Annotated in this window: 15 protein-coding genes; 5 read left to right on the forward strand and 10 right to left on the reverse strand. The window is 63.2% G+C overall.

The genetic code is table 11. From position 1 onward, the window contains the following. Nucleotides 1-36: 36 nt before the first annotated feature. The 3 genes from AC1TXO_RS21570 to treP all read right to left on the reverse strand — a co-directional run bounded on the left by AC1TXO_RS21570 (nucleotide 37) and on the right by treP (nucleotide 4,444). Nucleotides 37-1,257 carry a carbohydrate porin gene (locus AC1TXO_RS21570; protein ID WP_486403612.1) on the reverse strand — a complete coding sequence of 407 codons (1,221 nt, stop codon included), beginning with the start codon at nucleotides 1,255-1,257 and terminating at the stop codon, nucleotides 37-39. A gap of 69 nt (nucleotides 1,258-1,326) precedes the next feature. Then, on the reverse strand, nucleotides 1,327-2,973 hold the full coding sequence (gene treC / locus AC1TXO_RS21575) for an alpha,alpha-phosphotrehalase (protein WP_486403613.1): 1,647 nt from the start codon (nucleotides 2,971-2,973) through the stop codon (nucleotides 1,327-1,329). A 28-nt stretch (nucleotides 2,974-3,001) separates the two neighbouring features. Beyond that, nucleotides 3,002-4,444 carry a PTS system trehalose-specific EIIBC component gene (gene treP / locus AC1TXO_RS21580; RefSeq protein WP_486403614.1) on the reverse strand — a complete coding sequence of 481 codons (1,443 nt, stop codon included), beginning with the start codon at nucleotides 4,442-4,444 and terminating at the stop codon, nucleotides 3,002-3,004. A 219-nt stretch (nucleotides 4,445-4,663) separates the two neighbouring features. Between treP and treR the strand changes: the two genes are divergently transcribed. Further along, entirely contained in the window at nucleotides 4,664-5,368 is a 705-nt protein-coding gene (gene treR / locus AC1TXO_RS21585; protein ID WP_186668787.1) for a trehalose operon repressor, read from the forward strand. A 52-nt stretch (nucleotides 5,369-5,420) separates the two neighbouring features. Next, entirely contained in the window at nucleotides 5,421-6,854 is a 1,434-nt protein-coding gene (locus AC1TXO_RS21590; RefSeq protein WP_486403615.1) for a ComEC/Rec2 family competence protein, read from the forward strand. Nucleotides 6,855-6,961: 107 nt separating this feature from the next. Here the strand turns inward: AC1TXO_RS21590 and guaA are convergent, their stop codons facing one another. From guaA to AC1TXO_RS21610, 4 genes are all read right to left on the reverse strand, one after another. Next, on the reverse strand, nucleotides 6,962-8,539 hold the full coding sequence (gene guaA, locus AC1TXO_RS21595; RefSeq protein WP_486403616.1) for a glutamine-hydrolyzing GMP synthase: 1,578 nt from the start codon (nucleotides 8,537-8,539) through the stop codon (nucleotides 6,962-6,964). Nucleotides 8,540-8,617: 78 nt separating this feature from the next. Then, the gene (gene guaB, locus AC1TXO_RS21600; RefSeq protein ID WP_486403617.1) at nucleotides 8,618-10,087 is read right to left on the reverse strand and encodes an IMP dehydrogenase; all 1,470 of its coding nucleotides are present in this window, start codon (nucleotides 10,085-10,087) and stop codon (nucleotides 8,618-8,620) included. A gap of 101 nt (nucleotides 10,088-10,188) precedes the next feature. Beyond that, nucleotides 10,189-10,740 carry a sugar ABC transporter ATPase gene (locus tag AC1TXO_RS21605; RefSeq protein ID WP_486403618.1) on the reverse strand — a complete coding sequence of 184 codons (552 nt, stop codon included), beginning with the start codon at nucleotides 10,738-10,740 and terminating at the stop codon, nucleotides 10,189-10,191. A gap of 49 nt (nucleotides 10,741-10,789) precedes the next feature. Next, nucleotides 10,790-11,545: a sulfite exporter TauE/SafE family protein gene (locus AC1TXO_RS21610; protein WP_486403619.1), complete on the reverse strand. Its 756-nt coding sequence runs from the start codon at nucleotides 11,543-11,545 to the stop codon at nucleotides 10,790-10,792. 106 nt (nucleotides 11,546-11,651) lie between these two features. Between AC1TXO_RS21610 and xseA the strand changes: the two genes are divergently transcribed. The 3 genes from xseA to leuA all read left to right on the forward strand — a co-directional run bounded on the left by xseA (nucleotide 11,652) and on the right by leuA (nucleotide 15,951). Then, the gene (gene xseA, locus AC1TXO_RS21615) at nucleotides 11,652-13,031 is read left to right on the forward strand and encodes an exodeoxyribonuclease VII large subunit (protein WP_486403620.1); all 1,380 of its coding nucleotides are present in this window, start codon (nucleotides 11,652-11,654) and stop codon (nucleotides 13,029-13,031) included. 3 nt (nucleotides 13,032-13,034) lie between these two features. Next, nucleotides 13,035-13,862, forward strand: a complete 828-nt coding sequence (locus tag AC1TXO_RS21620; RefSeq protein ID WP_486403621.1) for a peptidoglycan DD-metalloendopeptidase family protein — start codon at nucleotides 13,035-13,037, stop codon at nucleotides 13,860-13,862. A 415-nt stretch (nucleotides 13,863-14,277) separates the two neighbouring features. Beyond that, nucleotides 14,278-15,951 (forward strand): 2-isopropylmalate synthase, encoded by a 1,674-nt coding sequence (gene leuA / locus AC1TXO_RS21625; protein WP_486403622.1) that lies wholly within the window; start codon nucleotides 14,278-14,280, stop codon nucleotides 15,949-15,951. A 183-nt stretch (nucleotides 15,952-16,134) separates the two neighbouring features. On the opposite strand, the gene AC1TXO_RS21630 is transcribed toward leuA, so the two are convergent. The 3 genes from AC1TXO_RS21630 to zwf are packed head-to-tail and all read right to left on the reverse strand — an operon-like array spanning nucleotide 16,135 to nucleotide 18,996. Next, nucleotides 16,135-16,809, reverse strand: a complete 675-nt coding sequence (locus tag AC1TXO_RS21630) for a bifunctional 4-hydroxy-2-oxoglutarate aldolase/2-dehydro-3-deoxy-phosphogluconate aldolase (protein WP_486403623.1) — start codon at nucleotides 16,807-16,809, stop codon at nucleotides 16,135-16,137. Nucleotides 16,810-16,826: 17 nt separating this feature from the next. Beyond that, nucleotides 16,827-17,540 carry a 6-phosphogluconolactonase gene (gene pgl / locus AC1TXO_RS21635; protein ID WP_486403624.1) on the reverse strand — a complete coding sequence of 238 codons (714 nt, stop codon included), beginning with the start codon at nucleotides 17,538-17,540 and terminating at the stop codon, nucleotides 16,827-16,829. Next, a complete protein-coding gene (gene zwf / locus AC1TXO_RS21640; protein ID WP_486403625.1) occupies nucleotides 17,527-18,996 on the reverse strand; it encodes a glucose-6-phosphate dehydrogenase in 1,470 nt (489 codons plus the stop codon). Before zwf ends, pgl begins: the two co-directional genes overlap by 14 nt. Nucleotides 18,997-19,176 lie beyond the last annotated feature (180 nt).

Consider the following 19,176-nt stretch of genomic DNA (forward strand, 5'->3'; position numbering starts at 1 on the left):
ACCTGCTGTCGTGTTCTTGAAAGTCATCGGAGCGGTCTACTTCCACCAGTACTCGATCTGCACGCCCACGTTCGCGCCGTGACGCGCGGTGCCGTACGAGCCGGTATCGGACAAGGCGGAACCCGCCGCCAGTTCATTGGCTGCACGTTTGGCCGCCTCGTTCCAGGTGGCGTAGGTGTAGTACAGGCGGATTTCCGGGCGTGCCCAGAATTCCGGGCCCTTGGGCGACCAGGTCGGGGCGAGGGTGAACTTGCTGAGCTTGCGGGTTCCGCCGCTGGCGTCGATCTGATCATGCCCCAGCTCGGCCACCAGCTTGAACTGCTCGCTGATGGCGTAGGCCGGACGCACGCCCAGCGACATCCAGGTCTGATCCTGGCTGCCTGGACGGATATCCTTCTGGTAGACGGCCTCGACCTGGCCACCGAAGCGCGGCGTCACCTGCCAGTCGAAGAATTCCACCACCCGGTAGCTCTTGCTGCTGTCGTCCAGTGCGGTATTGCCGGTGTAGCCAAGGCCGGTACCCGGCCCTTCGCCGTACTGCAGGGCGAACTTGTTGCGGCCCCCGAGGAAGGGCTTTTGCACATGCTGCGCGGTCAACGCCCAGCCCGTGTGGGTGTCGCGACCTCCAGCCTTGTCGATATAGCTCAGGCCCAGTTCCAGCTCACCGTCCTTGTTGGTCTTGAAGCCGGCGACGTTGAAATCGTGGCGGGTGGCGTACTCCTTCTGGTACAGGTTGTCCTTGCGCGAGATCGCGTAGCTGTACCTGAGGTCGCCGATCTTCAGGTCCTCGACCCCACCGCCCGTGGCGCTCTGGTTCCAGTAGTAGAAGTCGGAGATGTGGATGTCGTTACGCTTGTAGTAACGCCGCCCGGCCCAGATCGAGCCGCCGTTGAGGCTGGGCAGGTTCGACCATTGCGCATACATCTGCGGCATGCGCGCGCTGCCGTGGTCGTCGCCCTGGAACTGCAGCGAGCGGTCGTACTTGTTGTACAGCGAGGCCATGGCATCGACGCTCAGTACCGAGCCGTCGTCGAAGGTCAGCAGGTCCTGGCGCAACTCCAGTTCGGCATATTGCTCGCACTCGTTGCCCAGGCGGTACTTCGAGGGGGCTCCCGGCAACTGGAAACATTGCTGCCCACCGCTGCCGGTCGAAGTGCCGGCGCCGCTGCGCAGGTAGCCTGCGAATTCCAGGGCGTTGGCCGCAGCCGGAACACAGAAACAGGACGCGACGAGGCCGAACTTTATTGTTGTTCTCATGAAGCACTCCGGTATTTTTATTATGGTCTTCAAGCCCCTGCACTCCCGGACAGGGGGTCACGCAACGGCTCAGTCCTTCAGGTGCAGCACGAACGATTCGTAGGGCCGCAGGGCAATGCGGGCGGTACGCGGCGGGCAGTCGGGGTAGTTGCTGATGAGCAGGCGCTGCTCGGTGTGCACGCCGAGCACCCCGTCCGGCAGCTCGATTTCACAGGGGCTGGCGTAGAAGTTGTTGAGCACCAGCAGGCGCTCGCCATGGCCTTCGCGCAGGTAGGCCCAGACCTGCGGGTGCTCGTCCAGCAACTGGCGGTACACCCCCTCCTGGATCAGCGGCTCACGACGGCGCAGGGCGATCAGCGCGCGATAGTGATGCAGTACCGAGTCGGGATCGTCCAATTGCTGCTCGACGTTGATCTGCGCCGCATTGGCCGCAACGCCGATCCATGGCTCGACTCTGCTGAAACCGGCGTGCGTCCCGGCGTTCCACTGCATGGGCGTGCGGCCGTTGTCGCGCGATTTCTGCATGATCGCCGCCATGCTGTCGGCCTGTGAAACGCCGGCATCGCGCTTGAGGCGGAAGATGTTCAGCGTCTCGACGTCGCGATACTGGTCGATGTGCTCGAAGCCCGGATTGGTCATGCCCAGCTCTTCGCCCTGATAGATGAAGGGCGTGCCCTGGAGAAAATGCAGCGCGTTGGCGAGCATCTTCGCCGACACCACGCGGTGCTCGCCGTCGTGGCCGAAGCGCGAAACCACCCGCGGCTGGTCGTGGTTGCACCAGAACAAGGCGTTCCAGCCGCCACCGGCCTGCATGCCCACCTGCCAGTCGGAGAGAATGCGCTTGAGCTGGAGGAAGTCGAAATCGGCCTTCACCCACTTCTGCAGATCGGGATAGTCCACCTTCAGGTGATGGAAGTTGAAGGTCATCGACAACTCCTTCGACGCCGGGCTGGAATAACGCACGCAGTGCTCCAGGGTGGTCGAGGACATCTCGCCGACGTTGATCAGGTCGTGGCCTTCGAAGACTTCGCGGTGCATTTCCTGGAGGTAGTCGTGCACATTCGGGCCGTCGGTGTAGAAACGTCGGCCATCGCTGTGGTCTTCGGGGAAGTCGGCGGGCTTGGAGATCAGGTTGATCACATCCAGGCGGAAGCCGCCCACGCCCTTGTCGCGCCAGAAGCGCATCAGCCTGTACACCTCGGCGCGGACCTTGGGGTTGTCCCAGTTGAGGTCGGCCTGGGTATGGTCGAACAGGTGCAGGTAGTACTGGCCGGTCTGTGCCTCGTACTCCCAGGCCGAGCCGCCGAACTTGGATTCCCAGTTGTTCGGCTGGTCGCGCCAGATGTAGAAGTCGCGGTACGGGTTGTCGAGGCTGCTGCGCGCCTGCTGGAACCACTCGTGCTCGATCGAGGTGTGGTTGACCACGATGTCGAGCATCAGCTTGATGCCGCGCTTGCCGGCCTCGCGGATCAGCAGGTCGCAATCGTCCATGCTGCCGTAGCTGGGGTCGATGGCGTAGTAGTCGCTGATGTCGTAGCCGTTGTCGCGCTGCGGCGAGCGCAGGAACGGCGTCAGCCACAGGCATTCGACGCCCAGCCAGTGCAGGTAGTCGAGCTTGTCGACCACACCGAGCAGGTCACCGGTGGCATTGCCTGCGTGACTGTGGAAGCTTTTCGGGTAGATCTGGTAGATCACCTGGTGTTGCCAGTCTTGCATGGTGGATTCCTCGACGACGGTTGCAGGGTCAGGCGACGCGATAGCCTGGGCGGACGATCTTCACGCTCAGGGCGCAGGTCAGGACGAAAGGCACGACAATGGCCACGAACATGCCGAGGATGAAGGTCGGGATGTACTGCGGAATGATCGAGATGAAGCCCGGCAACCCGCCCACGCCGATGGCCGAGGCCTGCACCTTGTTCAGCGACAGCACGATGCTGCCCAGGGCCGAGCCCAGCAGGGCTGCGTAGAAGGGAAACTTGAAGCGCAGGTTGACGCCGAACATGGCCGGCTCGGTGATGCCGAAATAAGCCGAGATCGCCGAGGTCGAGGCCATGCTCTTGTCCCGTGCGTTGCGGCTCATGTAGAACACCCCGAGCGCGGCGCTGCCCTGGGCCAGGTTGGACATGACGATCATCGGCCAGATGAAGGTGCCGCCCTGGGTCGAGATCAGTTGCAGGTCCACGGCCAGGAACATGTGGTGCATGCCGGTGATCACCAGCGGCGCATAGAGCATGCCGAAGATCGCCCCGCCGACCATGGGCGCCAGGTCGAACAGGGTCACCACGCCTTCGGTGATGAGGATGCCCAGGTGGCGGGTGACCGGGCCGATGATCGCCAGCGCCAGCACACCGGTGACGACGATGGTGGTGATCGGCACCACCAGCAGCTGGATGGCGTTCGGCACCCGGGCACGCAGCCATTTCTCGATCACGCTCATCACATACGCGGCCATCAGGATCGGCAGGATCTGCCCCTGGTAGCCGACCTTCTCGATCTGGAACCAGCCGAAGATGTCGAAGTACGGCAGGCTCTGGCCGTCGAGGCCGGCGACGGCCTTGCCATAGTTCCAGGCATTGAGCAGGTCGGGGTGGACCAGCATCAGGCCAAGCACGATGCCGAGGATCTCGCTGCCGCCGAAGCGCTTGGCTGCCGACCAGCCGACCAGCGCCGGCAGGAACACGAACGAGGTGTTGGCCATCAAGTTGATCAGGCTCCAGAGCCCGTCGAGGTTGGGGTACGCCTCCAGCAGCGTCTTGCCCTCGATGAACATGCCCTTGGCGCCCATCAGGTTGTTCACGCCCATCAGCAGGCCGGCGATGATCAGCGCCGGCAGGATCGGCATGAACACATCGGAAAACACACGAACCAGACGCTGCATGGCGTTGGCCTTGTCGCCGCCGGCCTTTTTCACGTCGGCGATGGTCGAGGCGGCAAGCCCGGTTTCCTGGCGCAGGGCGGCATAGACCCGCTCCACTTCGCCGGGGCCGATGACGATCTGGAACAGCCCGCCGGTGAAGAACGAGCCCTTGACCAGATCGATACGCCCGAGCGCGGCGCGGTCGACCTTGGCCGGTTCCTTCACCGCCAGGCGCAGGCGGGTCACGCAATGGGCAGCTTGTTCAAGGTTGTCGCGGCCCCCGAGGCTCTCGAGGAGGTCGCGGGCAATCTGCGGGTAATCGTGGCTCATGCTTGTTCTTCCATTTTTGGAATTCTTGTTATGCAGAGGTCTGTGGCAGCACGCCGAGAGCAAAAGTACTCGTACAGACGAGTTAAATCAACAACTCGTCTGTACGAGTTGTAAAATGTCATTTTCAATCGGACGCAACGACACCTCGGCCATGGACAAAACGGCCCCGGCCCCCTTAAGGTTCCTGGCTTGAACGCGGACGCGGCACAGAGCCATCTCATGAGCAAATACAACCAGATCTACAGCGATCTGCTTGCCAGCATCACCACCGAACGCCTCGAGCGCGGCACCCGCCTGCCCTCGGAAACCGAACTGATGGACGCCTACCAGGCCAGCCGCGGCACCGTGCGCCGGGCCATCGAGCAACTGCAGGAACGCGGCTTCGCGCAGAAGATCCACGGCAAGGGCACCTTCGTGCTTTCACCCAATCCCATCGAGTTCCAGCTCGGCGGCATCGTCAGTTTTCACGAGACGCACCTGGACCTGGGCGACGATGTCGGCACCGAAGTGGTCGAGTTCAGTCAGTTCCCGCTCGAGGGCGCCCTGCTGCAGCACATCGAAGCAGAGCCCGGCAGCCTCATCACTCGCATCAAGCGGGTACGGCGCATCGATGGCAAACGGGTGATCCTGGACATCAACCACTTCGTCGCCGACCTGATCCCGGGGCTGGACCAGGCGATTGCTGGCCAGTCGATCTACGCCTACATCGAACAGACCCTGCAACTGCAGATCAGCTACGCCCGCCGTACCATCGAGGCGCAGCCGCGCAGCAAGGACGACAAGGCCCTGCTCGACCTGGACGGGCAGAGTCACGTGATCGTGGTGAGTAACCAGACGTTCCTGCAGGATGGGCGGCAGTTCGAGTACACCGAGTCGCGGCATACGTTGGACAAGTTCTACTTTTCGGATATTGCACGGCGATAGGCCATCATGGCTGAATGGGGCTCACCAACCCCTGATCGTGTAGAGACAAGGAATGCCTCGTCAAACCAAGGATGCACCTGAAGCGACCCATTTCGCATTGCTGGACGATATCGTCGACATCCTTGTCGGCGGAACGCTCAGACCGCATGCCATATTGGACTGCATCACTCGTGAAGCTGCCGAGGATCTCAAAGATACGACCTGGCGGAACCTGGATGGTGAGCAACGTGAGGCGCTCAACCGCACAACGTTATTGAGTGTGCCCCTGGATGAACTTTGCCGCGCCCACCCCGGACTCACGCCAGAGAGTGGCTGGTTGAGCTTCCACATGGCGCCAGCTGAACAGGGCAGCAATGCGGAAAACACCGTCACTGCCTCGTACGTCAGCCTGAGCGGGACGAATGAAGAGAATCAACTACCTCGCTTCACACTGAGCAACATCAAGCCAACGTCACATCCGTTCCGGAAACTGGCCTTTCTGACAGGCCTGCAGGCCAGAAAGCAGGAAATCCTCGACGTGCTCGAAAACGCTTGCGACGAGGATCTGGATAGCTCGCGCAATGTCGTCGTCTACGACATTGGCCAGGGGAGCGCTACGGCACTCGTGGACTGGCGGGGGCGCCCTGTCATCTTTTTCGACCTCGGCTGGCCAACCTCTTTCAATGCACGCACAAGGCCGGCCCACCCTCCTGCTTTGTTCGACCCGGAGAAATGCCCGATCTGCCGCAAGACTTCCAGGCCTCCCGCCCCAGTCATTCTGTCTCACTGGGATTTTGACCATTGGGCCTATGCGATCGAGAACGACAGTTACGACTACACAAGAAACGCCGCCAGAATGCGGTTCAAGCCAGAGGCCATCAATCGCCCCTGGATCCTGCCGAAGCCACCAAGAATCGGTAATACCAAAGGCTTGGGCCCCACCCATATGCGCCTGCTAACCGAACTACCGACTAGACTTTTGTGGCCGACAATACTCCATAGAGTCGATTTCTCTGCTGGCACGGTGACCAGAACTGATTCCAGGGTAGATCCTTGCAACCGGAACAACCAAGGGCTGTCTTGGTTTGTTAATGTTCCAGGTAGCGCTGAAACGCTACTTCTGCCCGGCGACGCCTCGTACGATCACATCCGTCTCCCAGTTGGCGGAGCCAACATCATCGGGCTACTGGCATCACATCATGGAGGCATCGCGAACGGTATTGCGACCCACCTACCTGTCACGGGTACCTACAGCAAACTGGTGATATCTGTTGGGAAGGACAACACTCATGAACACCCTAATCACACGGTCCTGACTCAATATCATCACGCAGGATGGTCCAACCCTCTACTCACCGAAACAAGACTTCCTGTAAGAGCTAAAACCTTTCAAACCGGGTCGGTCCTGATGAGTATCAGGCATTCTCTGTGGCCACATTTTGCAAGACATTGCGCCTGTATTTGTACCTGCGTCCGTGAAGCTAACCTGGTGCCAACTCAGTACTGAGGAAGGTTTGTACAGCAACGCATCCGGTGATTACCCAGCGAAGATAAAAAATGGGGGCTGATAAAGAGCCCCCATTTTTCAAATTACACCGCGTTACGCTGAACCGATCATTCCCACTCGATCGTCGCCGGCGGCTTGCTCGACACGTCGTAGGTCACCCGCGAGATACCGTCGATCTCGTTGATGATACGGCCGCTGACCGTCTCCAGCAGTTCGTACGGCAGGTGTGCCCAGCGTGCGGTCATGAAGTCCACGGTCTCGACGGCGCGTAGCGCGACGACCCAGGCGTAGCGACGGCCATCGCCGACGACACCGACCGATTTCACCGGCTGGAACACCACGAATGCCTGGCTGGTCTTGTGGTACCAGTCGGCCTTGCGCAGCTCTTCGATGAAGATGTGGTCGGCGCGACGCAGGATGTCGGCGTATTCCTTCTTCACTTCACCGAGGATGCGCACGCCCAGACCCGGGCCCGGGAACGGGTGGCGGTAGACCATGTCGTACGGCAGGCCCAGTTCCAGGCCGATCTTGCGTACTTCGTCCTTGAACAGCTCGCGCAGCGGTTCGACCAGCTTGAGGTTCATTTCCTCCGGCAGGCCACCGACGTTGTGGTGCGACTTGATCACGTGGGCCTTGCCGCTCTTGGCGCCGGCCGACTCGATCACGTCGGGGTAGATGGTGCCCTGGGCGAGGAACTGGATGTTTTCCAGCTTGCTGGCTTCGGCATCGAACACGTCGATGAAGGTGCGGCCGATGATCTTGCGCTTCTTCTCCGGGTCCGCCTCACCGGCCAGGTTACCCAGGAATTGCGCTTCGGCGTCGGCACGGATCACCTTGACGCCCATGTTCTCCTTGAACATGGCCATCACCTGGTCGCCTTCGTGCAGGCGCAGCAGGCCGTTGTCGACGAATACGCAGGTCAGCTGGTCGCCGATGGCGCGGTGCAGCAGTGCGGCAACCACCGAGCTGTCGACACCACCGGACAGGCCCAGCAGGACATTGGCCGAACCGACTTGCTCGCGGACCTGGGCGATGGCGTCTTCGACGATGTTCGACGGGGTCCACAGGGCTTCGCAGCCGCAGATGTCCTGGATGAAGCGCGAGAGGATGCGACCGCCCTGCTTGGTGTGGGTCACTTCCGGGTGGAACTGCACGCCGTAGTAGCCGCGGGCGTCGTCGAACATGCCGGCGATCGGGCAGCTCGGGGTGCTGGCCAGCACGTGGAAGTCGCCTGGCATCTGGGTGACCTTGTCACCGTGGCTCATCCACACGTCCAGGCCCAGTACGCCGTCATCGTCGACATGGTCTTCGATGCCGTCGAGCAGACGGCTCTTGCCGACCACGTCGACACGGGCGTAGCCGAACTCGCGCAGGTCGGAACCAGCAACCTTGCCGCCCAGCTGCTCGGCCATGGTCTGCATGCCGTAGCAGATGCCCAGCAGCGGTACGTTCAGGTCGAACACCGCCTGCGGCGCGCGCGGGCTGTTGGCTTCGTGGACCGACTCGGGGCCACCGGCCAGGATGATGCCGCGCGGGTTGAAGGCGCGGATCGCTTCATCGTCCATGTCGAACGGGTGCAGTTCGCAGTAGACACCGATCTCGCGCACGCGGCGGGCGATCAGCTGGGTGTACTGGGAACCGAAATCGAGGATCAGGATTCGGTGAGCGTGAATGTCGAGGGCCATGACTCAATCTCGTCAGTGGAAATCGGAAACGACGCGGGGCTGTTCGTGACAGCCCCGCTCTCGGTTGTTGCTGAAGCCTCAGCCTACGCGGTAGTTCGGGGCTTCCTTGGTGATCTGCACGTCATGCACGTGGGACTCGGCCATGCCGGCACCGGTGATGCGCACGAACTCCGGCCTGGTGCGCATCTCTTCGATGGTCGCGCTGCCGGTGTAGCCCATGGAGGAACGCAGCCCGCCCATCAGCTGGTGGATGATCGCGGCCAGGGCACCCTTGTACGGGACGCGGCCTTCGATGCCTTCCGGAACCAGCTTCTCGGCACCGGCCGAGGAGTCCTGGAAGTAACGGTCCGAAGAACCCTGCGCCTGTGCCATGGCACCCAGCGAACCCATGCCGCGGTAAGCCTTGTACGAACGACCCTGGAACAGCTCGACCTCGCCCGGTGCTTCTTCGGTACCGGCGAACATCGAGCCCATCATCACGCAGGAAGCACCGGCGACGATGGCCTTGGACAGGTCACCGGAGAAGCGGATGCCGCCGTCGGCGATCAGTGGCACGCCAGTGCCTTCCAGTGCGGCGGCGACGTTGGCGATGGCGCTGATCTGCGGCACGCCGACACCGGCGACGATACGGGTGGTGCAGATCGAGCCAGGGCCGATACCGACCTTGACCGCATCGGCGCCGGCCTCGGCCAGGGCCTTGGCGGCAGCGCCGGTGGCGATGTTACCGCCGATGACCTGCACTTGCGGGTAGGTTTCCTTGACCCAGCGAACGCGGTCGATCACGCCTTTGGAGTGGCCGTGGGCAGTGTCGACCACTACCACGTCAACGCCAGCGGCAACCAGGGCGGCTACGCGCTCGCCGGTGTCCTTGCCGGTGCCGACCGCAGCGCCGACGCGCAGGCGACCCTGGTCGTCCTTGCTGGCCAGCGGGTAGGCCTTGGCCTTTTCGATGTCCTTGACGGTCATCATGCCCTTGAGCGCGAACTTGTCGTCGACGATCAGCACTTTTTCCAGGCGGTGCTTGTGCAGCAGCTCGCGGACTTCGTTCTTGTCGGCGCCCTCGCGGACGGTGACCAGACGCTCCTTGGGAGTCATCACGTCGCGCACCTTGGCTTCCAGGCGGGACTCGAAGCGCACGTCGCGGGAAGTGACGATACCGACCAGGTCGCCGTTTTCCAGCACCGGAACACCGGAGATGTTGTTCAGGCGGGTCAGGTCGAACAGGTCACGCACGGTGGCGTCGGCATCGATGGTGATCGGATCCTTGACCACGCCAGCCTCGAACTTCTTGACCTTGCGCACTTCGCCGGCCTGCTGTTCGATGGTCATGTTCTTGTGGATGATGCCGATGCCGCCTTCCTGGGCCATGGCGATGGCCAGGCGCGCTTCGGTCACGGTATCCATGGCGGCGGAGACCAGTGGGATGTTCAGCTCGATGCCACGGGTCAAACGGGTCTTGAGACTGACTTCATTGGGCAGTACCTCGGAGTAGCCAGGTACAAGGAGGATATCGTCGAAGGTCAGGGCTTCTTGGCTGATACGCAGCATCGCGGGGGCTCCCGGGCGGGAAAAATGGAAGCGCGCCATTATACTCATCCATGGCGCGCCGCTCAATGCAAAAAAGGGGCCTTCGGTCCAGTTGCGCGCACTCAGGCCAGCTTCACCTGCACCACGGCCACCGGCTGGTCCAGCCAGTCGGCGAAACTGTCGAGAAATGCCTGGGTAAATCCGGCCTCGCCCCAGTTGTTGAAGATGAACCCCAGGTTGGAAAAGGCACATGGCTGCAGGTACAGAAAGCCATTGATGTCGTCTTCGAAGCCGCACAGCGGGCAGGTGAAGTTGTCGCTCACCGCCGGCATCCACTCCTCCAGGCTCTCGAACAGCGGTTCGCCCACCTCGCGTCGGCACTGCGGGCACCCGGCCTCTTCGACAAAACCGTCGGTCGGGGTGTAGATGCAGCGCTTGAGCATTACCTCCAGGCCATTGACCGGCTCGCCGAACGGCAGCTTTTCAGGCTGCAGCGCCACCTTGCGGGCGCCCTGGGCCAAGGCATGGCCCATGCGGTTGCCGGTGCGCCCGCAGGTGGTCAGTTGTTCCTCGACGATCTTCTCGCGCACCAGCCAGCGCAGGATCGCCCTGGCGCGGGCCTCGTGGACCGGAACTGTGGACTGCTTGGGGACGATGATGCTCTGGGTGTTCATGAACGCGACGGCCTGCAAACTGCGGTAATCGGACAATTCTACGCCCTGCTCAGCCGCTCAGGTAGCGACCGATCAGCGCCAGGCCGCTGGCCAGGACCAGCCAGGTGACCAGGCGCACGAAGGCTTCGCGGGACAGTTTCAGGCTCAGGCGCCTGCCGACCCACAGGCCGACGAACATCACCGGCAGCAGGCAGGCGGCCAGCATCAACAGGCTGGCGTCCGCGTAGACCCCGGCAATCAGGAACAGCGACAGGCGCACCAGGGTGCTGCAACTGATCAGCGCGCTCTGGGTGGCGCGCACCTGTTCCTTCACCTCCAACCGGGCGCTGAGGTAGATCGCATAAAGGAAGCCGCCACTGCCGAACAGCGCACCGAACAGGCCGCCAACCGTACCCATCGGCACTGCCCACAGGCCCGACAGCCTGGCCGGCCGAACCTTCACCGCCAGGCCGTAGATGGCGTAGGCGGTGACGAACAGGCCCATGAGCAGCAGCAACAGGTCGGATTTAAGGTGCAGCAGGAACACCACGCCCAAGGTGCAGCCCAGCGCCATGCACGGCAGCAGCCGCAGCAGCTCGCCGCGAACCACGTCGCGGCGCGACGGCAGCAGGTTGCCGAAGGCGGCGACGAAGTCCAGCAGCACCAGCAAGGGGATGACCCTCGACAGCGGCATGAAGTGGATCAGCACCGGGCCGGCCACCAGGGCAGTGCCGAAACCGGCGATGCCGAAGACCACATAGGCGGCGGCGATGGCCAGCAGGATGGGCAGCCAGTCCAGTGGGGTGGAGGGAAGCAGTTCGAGCATCGTGCCGGATCCTGAAGTAGTCCTTTGGGGGCGGGCTGGAAATACACTGGAGCTTACAGGATTTGACCTTGATAACCCCCCCACCCTGCCCCTTATCATGCCCGACATGATCAAAGACCCTTTCGAACGACTCGGCCTGGACCGCGAGGTCCTCACCGTCAGCCAGCTCAACGGCCGCGCCCGCGTGCTGCTCGAGGACGTGTTCCGCAGTGTCTGGGTGGAAGGCGAGATTTCCAACCTCGCCCGCCCAGCCTCCGGCCACCTCTACTTCACCCTCAAGGACAGCGGCGCACAGGTGCGTTGCGCGCTGTTCCGCCAGAACGCAGCCCGGGTCCGCCAGGCGCTGCGCGACGGCCTGGCGGTCAAGGTCCGCGGCAAGGTCTCGCTGTTCGAGGGCCGCGGCGACTACCAGTTGATCGTCGATACCGTCGAGCCCGCCGGTGACGGCGCCCTGCGCCTGGCCTTCGAGGCGTTGAAGGAAAAACTCGGCAACGAGGGGCTGTTCAGTGCCGAACGCAAGCAGCCGCTGCCGGCTCATCCCCGGCGCATCGGCATCGTCACCTCGCCCACCGGCGCGGTGATCCGCGACATCATCAGTGTCTTCCGCCGCCGCGCCCCGCAGGTAGAGCTCAACCTGATCCCGACCGCCGTGCAGGGACGCGAGGCCATCGGCCAGATCGTGCGGGCCCTGCAGCGCGCCGACAGCCTGGGCTTCGATGCGCTGATCCTGGCCCGCGGTGGTGGCTCGCTGGAAGACCTCTGGTGCTTCAACGAAGAGCCGGTGGCGCGAGCGATCGCCGCCTGCGTGACGCCCATCGTCAGCGCCGTGGGTCATGAAACCGATGTGTCGATCAGCGATTTCGTCGCCGACGTCCGCGCCCCGACGCCGTCCGCCGCTGCCGAACTGCTTGCCCCCGACAACAGTGGCCTGCAGCAGCGTCTCGACAGCCTGCAACGGCACCTGCTGCTGCGCATCCGGAACCGCCTGAGCCACGACCGGCTGCGCCTGGACAGCCTGGCCCGCCGCCTGCGCCACCCCGGCGAGCGCCTGCGCCAACAGGCCCAGCGCCTGGACGACCTGGACATGCGCCTGCGCCGCGCCTTCATGCTCGACATGAACCAGCGCCAGCAACGCCTGGGGCGGCTCGATACGCGCCTGGCCGCGCAACATCCCGGGCGCACGCTCACGTTGCTCGGCCAGCGCCTGGACAGCCTTGCCGAGCGCCTGCCACGGGCCATGCGCGAGGTGCTCAAGGACCGCCGCCAGCGCTTGCAGGCACAAGTGCAGACGCTACAGGTGGTCAGCCCGCTGGCGACCCTGGCCCGCGGCTACAGCATCCTGCTGGATGAACGCGGCCAGGCTGTGCGCAGCGCCGCCCAGACCCGCAACGGCCAACGCCTGACCGCACGCCTGAACGAAGGCGAACTGCAGGTCCGGATCGAAGACAATCACCAGACTCCGGTCACCCTCTCCCTACTGGACTGACACATGCCCCGCCTGCTCGCTCCCCTGCTCGCGCTCTGCGCCCTGCTGCTGGCTACCACGGCCCAGGCCAGCTACATCACCCGCACCCTGAACAAGCCGGTGCCCGGCGGTGTGGCGGTGGTCGACCTCGGCCCGGCCGCCAGCGCGCCGAGCGCACGCTTCGACGGCAAACCGGTGCTGGTGGTCAGGGAGCAGGACACCTGGCTGGCCATCGTCGGCATTCCGCTGACCCAGAAGCCCGGCACGGCCACCCTCAGCCAAGGCACACGTACCCTGCCGTTCAGCGTGGGCAGCAAGAAATACCCCGAGCAGCGCATCACCCTGAAGAACAAGCGCCAGGTCAACCCGGAGCCGGACGATCTCAAGCGCATCGACCGCGAGCTGGCCGAACAGGTCAAGGCCTATCGCAGCTTCAGCCCGGGCATGCCGAGCAACTTGATCCTCGACAAGCCGGTCAATGGTCCGCTGTCGAGCAAGTTCGGCGTGCGCCGCTTCTTCAACGGCGAGGAGCGCAACCCGCATGCCGGCCTGGACTTCGCCGTGCCCGCCGGCACTCCGATCAAGACCCCGGCCAACGGCAAGGTGATCCTGGTCGGCGACTACTTCTTCAACGGCCGCACGGTGTTCGTCGACCATGGCCAGGGCTTCATCAGCATGTTCTGCCACATGTCCAAGGTCGATGTGCAACCGGGGCAGGTGCTGCGGCGCGGCGAAGTGGTCGGCAAGGTCGGTTCCACCGGCCGGGCGACCGGGCCGCACATGCACTGGAACGTCAGCCTGAACGATGCGCGGGTGGATCCGGCGATCTTCATCGGCGCGTTCCAGCCTTGAGATAGCTGGCGCCTGCTTCGCGGGTAAACCCGCTCCCACAAGAAACGCGAAACCCTGTGGGAGCGGGTTTACCCGCGAAGATGCCAGCACAGCCAACGTCACTTCAACTGTGTTGCGCCATCGAAAAATACTGCGCAAAAAATAGAAAGCCCAGCAAATATCTCAGCGATAAAATCTCGTCATTGAGCTTTTTTTAAGCATTCCTCTCAATTTTTTCCGAACACTTGCCATCCCCTACTGCCACTGGTTAGGGTTGAGGGCATGAAAACCTCGATTACCCTCATTCTGCTCCGTCAACACCGCAGCCTTTGCCTGGTCAGTGCACGACTACCCGGGTGAACCGCGTCGCCTCGCCTCTTCATCTCGTTATCGCTTGGCAGGCCCGATCAGGCCGCACACTAAAGGATTGCTCCACATGACCATGCTCAAAGACCCTTCGAAGAAATACCGCGCCTTCCCGACCATCGACCTGCCCGACCGTACCTGGCCATCGAAAGCCATCACCGAGGCGCCGATCTGGTGCAGCTCGGACCTGCGCGACGGCAACCAGTCGCTGATCGAGCCGATGGACGCGGAGAAGAAGCTGCGTTTCTGGAAGACCCTGGTGCAGGTCGGCGTGAAGGAAATCGAAGCCTCGTTCCCGTCCGCCTCGCAGACTGACTTCGACTTCGTGCGCACCCTGATCGAAGACGGCCACATCCCGGACGACACCACCATCCAGGTGCTCACCCAGGCCCGCGAAGACCTGATCGCCCGCACCTTCGAATCGCTGCGCGGCGCGAAGAAGGCCATCGTCCACCTGTACAACGCCACCTGCCCGTCGTTCCGCCGCATCGTCTTCAACCAGGACAAGCAAGGCGTGAAGGACATCGCGGTGAACGCAGCGAAACTGTTCGTCAAGTACGCCGCCCAGCAGCCAGAGACGCACTGGACCTTCCAGTACTCGCCGGAAACCTTCAGCGCCACCGAACTGGAATTCGCCAAAGAGGTGTGCGATGCGGTGATCGAGGTGTGGAACCCGACCCCCGAGCACAAGATCATCCTCAACCTGCCGGCCACCGTCGAAGTCGCCACGCCCAACGTCTACGCCGACCAGATCGAATGGTTCTGCCGCAACGTCAGCCGCCGCGACAGCGTGATCATCAGCCTGCACACCCACAACGACCGCGGCACCGGCATCGCCGCCACTGAGCTGGGCCTGATGGCTGGCGCCGACCGCGCCGAGGGCTGCCTGTTCGGCAATGGTGAGCGTACCGGCAACGTCGACCTGGTCACCCTCGCACTGAACCTCTACACCCAGGGTATCGACCCGCAACTGGACTTCTCCGACATCGACGGCGTGCGCAAGGTCGTCGAGGAATGCAACCAGCTGCCGGTGCACCCACGCCATCCGTACGTCGGCGACCTGGTTCACACCGCGTTCTCCGGCTCGCACCAGGACGCCATCCGCAAGGGCTTCACCAAGCAGCAGGAAGGCGAGCTGTGGGAAGTGCCGTACCTGCCGATCGACCCGGCCGACATCGGCCGCAGCTACGAGGCGGTCATCCGCGTCAACAGCCAGTCGGGCAAGGGCGGTATCACCTACCTGCTCGAACAGGAATACGGCATCAGCCTGCCACGCCGCATGCAGATCGAGTTCAGCCAGGTGGTGCAGGGTGAAACCGACCGTCTGGGCCTGGAAATGACCGCCCAGCAGATCTACAGCCTGCTGCACAAGGAATACCTGCAAGCCAACGCGCCTTATGCGCTGGTCAGCCACCGCCTGCAGGAAGAGAACGGCAACAGCGCCGTGGAAGTGGAAGTCGCCGGCGAAGGCGAGACCACCCTGCACTGGCGTGGCAAGGGCAACGGCGCCCTCGAAGCCCTGGTAGCAGGCCTGCCGATTGCCGTCGAGATCATGGACTACAACGAGCATGCCATCGGTGCAGGTACCAATGCCAAGGCGGCAGCCTACATCGAACTGCGTGTGGCCGGCGGTCGTCCGGTGCATGGCGTGGGTATCGATGAGAACATCACCACCGCAAGCTTCAAGGCACTGTTCAGTGCATTGAACCGCTCGCTGAGCCAGCAGTCGGCCAAAGCGGCATAACGGCACGCGCAGCACACGGAGCCCGCATCGGTTGATGCGGGCTTTTTCATTTCATGGCGGGCCGCAACGCAAGCGCCTGGCTCTTTCCTGCAGCGCGCCATGATGAAGGCAAAACCTGCACATAAAAAAAAGGGGCGCCGACCAAGCGCCCCACAAGCCGTACAGCACACAACGAAATTCGTATCAGTCCAGCAGCGCCATCGCCTCGGCGCTGCAGGCTTCGATCCGAGCCCAGTCGCCGTTCTTGATCCAGCTGCTGTCGAGCATCCAGGTCCCCCCTACGCACATCACGTTGGGCAAGGCCATGTAATTGCGGGCATTGGCCGGGTTGACCCCGCCAGTGGGGCAGAAACGGATGTCGCCAAACGGGCCGCCATAGGCCTTGATGGCTGCCACGCCGCCCACGATTTCGGCGGGGAACAGCTTGAAGCGACGGTAGCCCAACGCGTAACCGGCCATGATTTCCGAGGGTGTGCTGATCCCCGGCAGCAGCGGGATATCGCTGTTCACACCCGCTTCGAGCACCTCCCGGGTGATGCCCGGTGTCACCACGAACTGCGCGCCCGCCGCTTCCACGGCGGCGTACATGCCCGGATCCAGCACGGTACCGGCACCGATGCACAACTCGGGGCGCTCCTTGCGCAACACTTCGATGGCCTTGAGCCCGTGCTGCGAGCGCAGGGTCACCTCCAGGGTGCGGATGCCGCCGGCGGCCAGTGCATCGGCCAGTGGCAGGATGTCCTGCTCGCGGGCGATGGTGATCACCGGCAGGATGCGCGCCTTGGCGCAGATCTCATCGATCCGCGCGGCTTTCTCGGCCATCGACAGCAGAGGTTGTGGGCGTTCAAGCGTGGTCATGACAGTGGATCCTTGGCTCATGGGCACCAGTAGATGTCCAGGGGGTCGTGAAGAAAGGCGCGAATGGGCATTTGCGCAACGTCGTCGCCAGCCAGCGCGGCGCGCAGGGTAGCGAGTTTGCCCGGCCCCTGCACCGACAGCGCGATGAAGGCCGCACGCGACAGCAGCGCACGGCTCAGCGACAGGCGCTGGTGCGGCACGCTCGGCGCCAGCATCGGCAGGCAGCGGCGCTCGGCGGCCGGATCGAGGCCTTCGGCCAGGTTAGGGCTGGCAGGGAACAGCGATGCGGTATGGCCGTCGTCACCCATGCCCAGCACCAGCACGTCGATCGCCGGCAGGTCGGCCAGCACCTGGTCGGCCTGCAGTGCAGCAGCCTCGAGATTGTCGGCACGCTGGTACAGGCCCATGAATCGTGCCTTGGCCGCCTCACCCTTGAGCAGGTGGCGGGCCAGAAGCCCGGCATTGCTGTCGGGGTGCTCGACCGGCACCCAGCGCTCGTCGGCCAGCGACACGGTTACCTTCGACCAGTCCAGCTTCTGCAGGGCCAGTTGCTCGAGAAACGGTACCGGGCTACGCCCGCCAGACAGCACCACGCAGGCCTGCCCCTTGCTGGCGATGGCGGCGCGCAGGCGCTCGGCCACGTCATTGGCCAGCGTCGCGGCCAGGCGCTTGGCATCGGTCAGCGAATGAACCTTCGCGGTCGCCGGCAGTTGCAGTTCAGATATCGCCATACCAGGCCCTCCCATCCCGTGTGATCAGTGCAATCGAGCTCATCGGCCCCCAGGACCCCGCCGCATAGGGCTTGGGCGCATCACCGGCATTCTTCCAGCCGGCGATCAACTGGTCGCACCAGGTCCAGGCGTACTCGATCTCGTCCTTGCGCACGAACAGGTTCTGGTTGCCACGCATCACTTCGAGCAGCAAGCGCTCATAGGCATCCGGAATCCGCGCGCTGCGCCAGGTATCGGAAAAATTCAGTTGCAGCGGGCCACTGCGCAGTTGCATGCCCTTGTCCAGGCCCTGCTCCTTGGTCATCACCCGCAGCGAGATACCTTCGTCGGGCTGCAGACGGATGATCAGCTTGTTGCCGATCTGCAAACGCTGCTCCGGCGCGAAGATGTAGTGCGGTGTCTCCTTGAAGTGGATGACGATCTGCGACAGCTTCTGCGGCATGCGCTTGCCGGTGCGCAGGTAGAACGGCACGCCGGACCAACGCCAGTTGCGGATGTCGGCGCGCAAGGCGACGAAGGTTTCGGTGTCGCTCTGGGCGTTGGAGTTCTCTTCCTCCAGGTAGCCCGGCACCGGGGTGCCGTCGCTGTAGCCTGCGATGTACTGGCCGCGCACCACGCGGGTGCTCAGGCCCTCGCCGGTGATCGGCGCCAGTGCCTTGAGCACCTTGACCTTCTCGTCGCGGATGCTGTCGGCCGACAGGTCGCTGGGCGGGTCCATGGCGATCAGGCACAGCAGCTGCAGCAAGTGGTTCTGGATCATGTCGCGCAGTTGGCCGGCCTTGTCGAAATAGCCCCAGCGCCCCTCGATGCCGACTTTCTCGGCAACGGTAATCTCCACGTGGGAGATCGAGTTCTGGTTCCACTGGGTTTCGAACAGGCTGTTGGCAAAGCGCAGGGCGATCAGGTTCTGAACCGTTTCCTTGCCCAGGTAATGGTCGATGCGATAGACCCGGCTTTCGGGGAAGAAGCGCGCTACCGCGTCATTGACCCGACGTGACGACTCCAGGTCGTGCCCGATGGGTTTTTCCAGCACGACGCGAGTGCGCGATGCCAGGCCAGCCTTGTCGAGGTTTTCGCAGATGGCCCCGTAGACCGCCGCCGCAGTGGCGAAATAGGCGATCAGTGGCTGCCCTTCACCGGCCTGCTCGGCCAAGGCCTGGTAGCCCTCGGGCTGGACAAAGTCCAGGTGCAGGTAGTTCAGGCGGTCGAGAAAGCGTTGCAGGGCCTGGGGTTCGATGTCGGCGGCAGGCACGAAGCGGCGCAGCTGGGCTTCGATATTCGCCAGGTGCTGCTCGGGAGTACCGGCTTCGCGGGCCAGGGCCAGCAGCCGGGTATCCGAATGCAGCAGGCCGGCACGGTCCAGCTCGTAGAGGGCAGGAAACAGCTTGCGCAACGCCAGGTCGCCAAGGGCGCCGAAGAGGGCGAAGGTGCAAGGTTCTACACTGATAGCAACCATGATGTTGGTTCTTTTATTAAAGTTGGCCTAGGAATACCGTTTTCGATCACGATTTTCAAGAGGAATGTAGTAAAAATAACAACATCTCGTACAACCATTACAGACAAGTGGTATGACAATCCCACCATCAGTACGATAGACAACCCTGCAAAACGCCGACTGTTCCCTCAGCCGGCCGTC

The organism is Pseudomonas sp. FA117 (genome assembly GCF_057370475.1).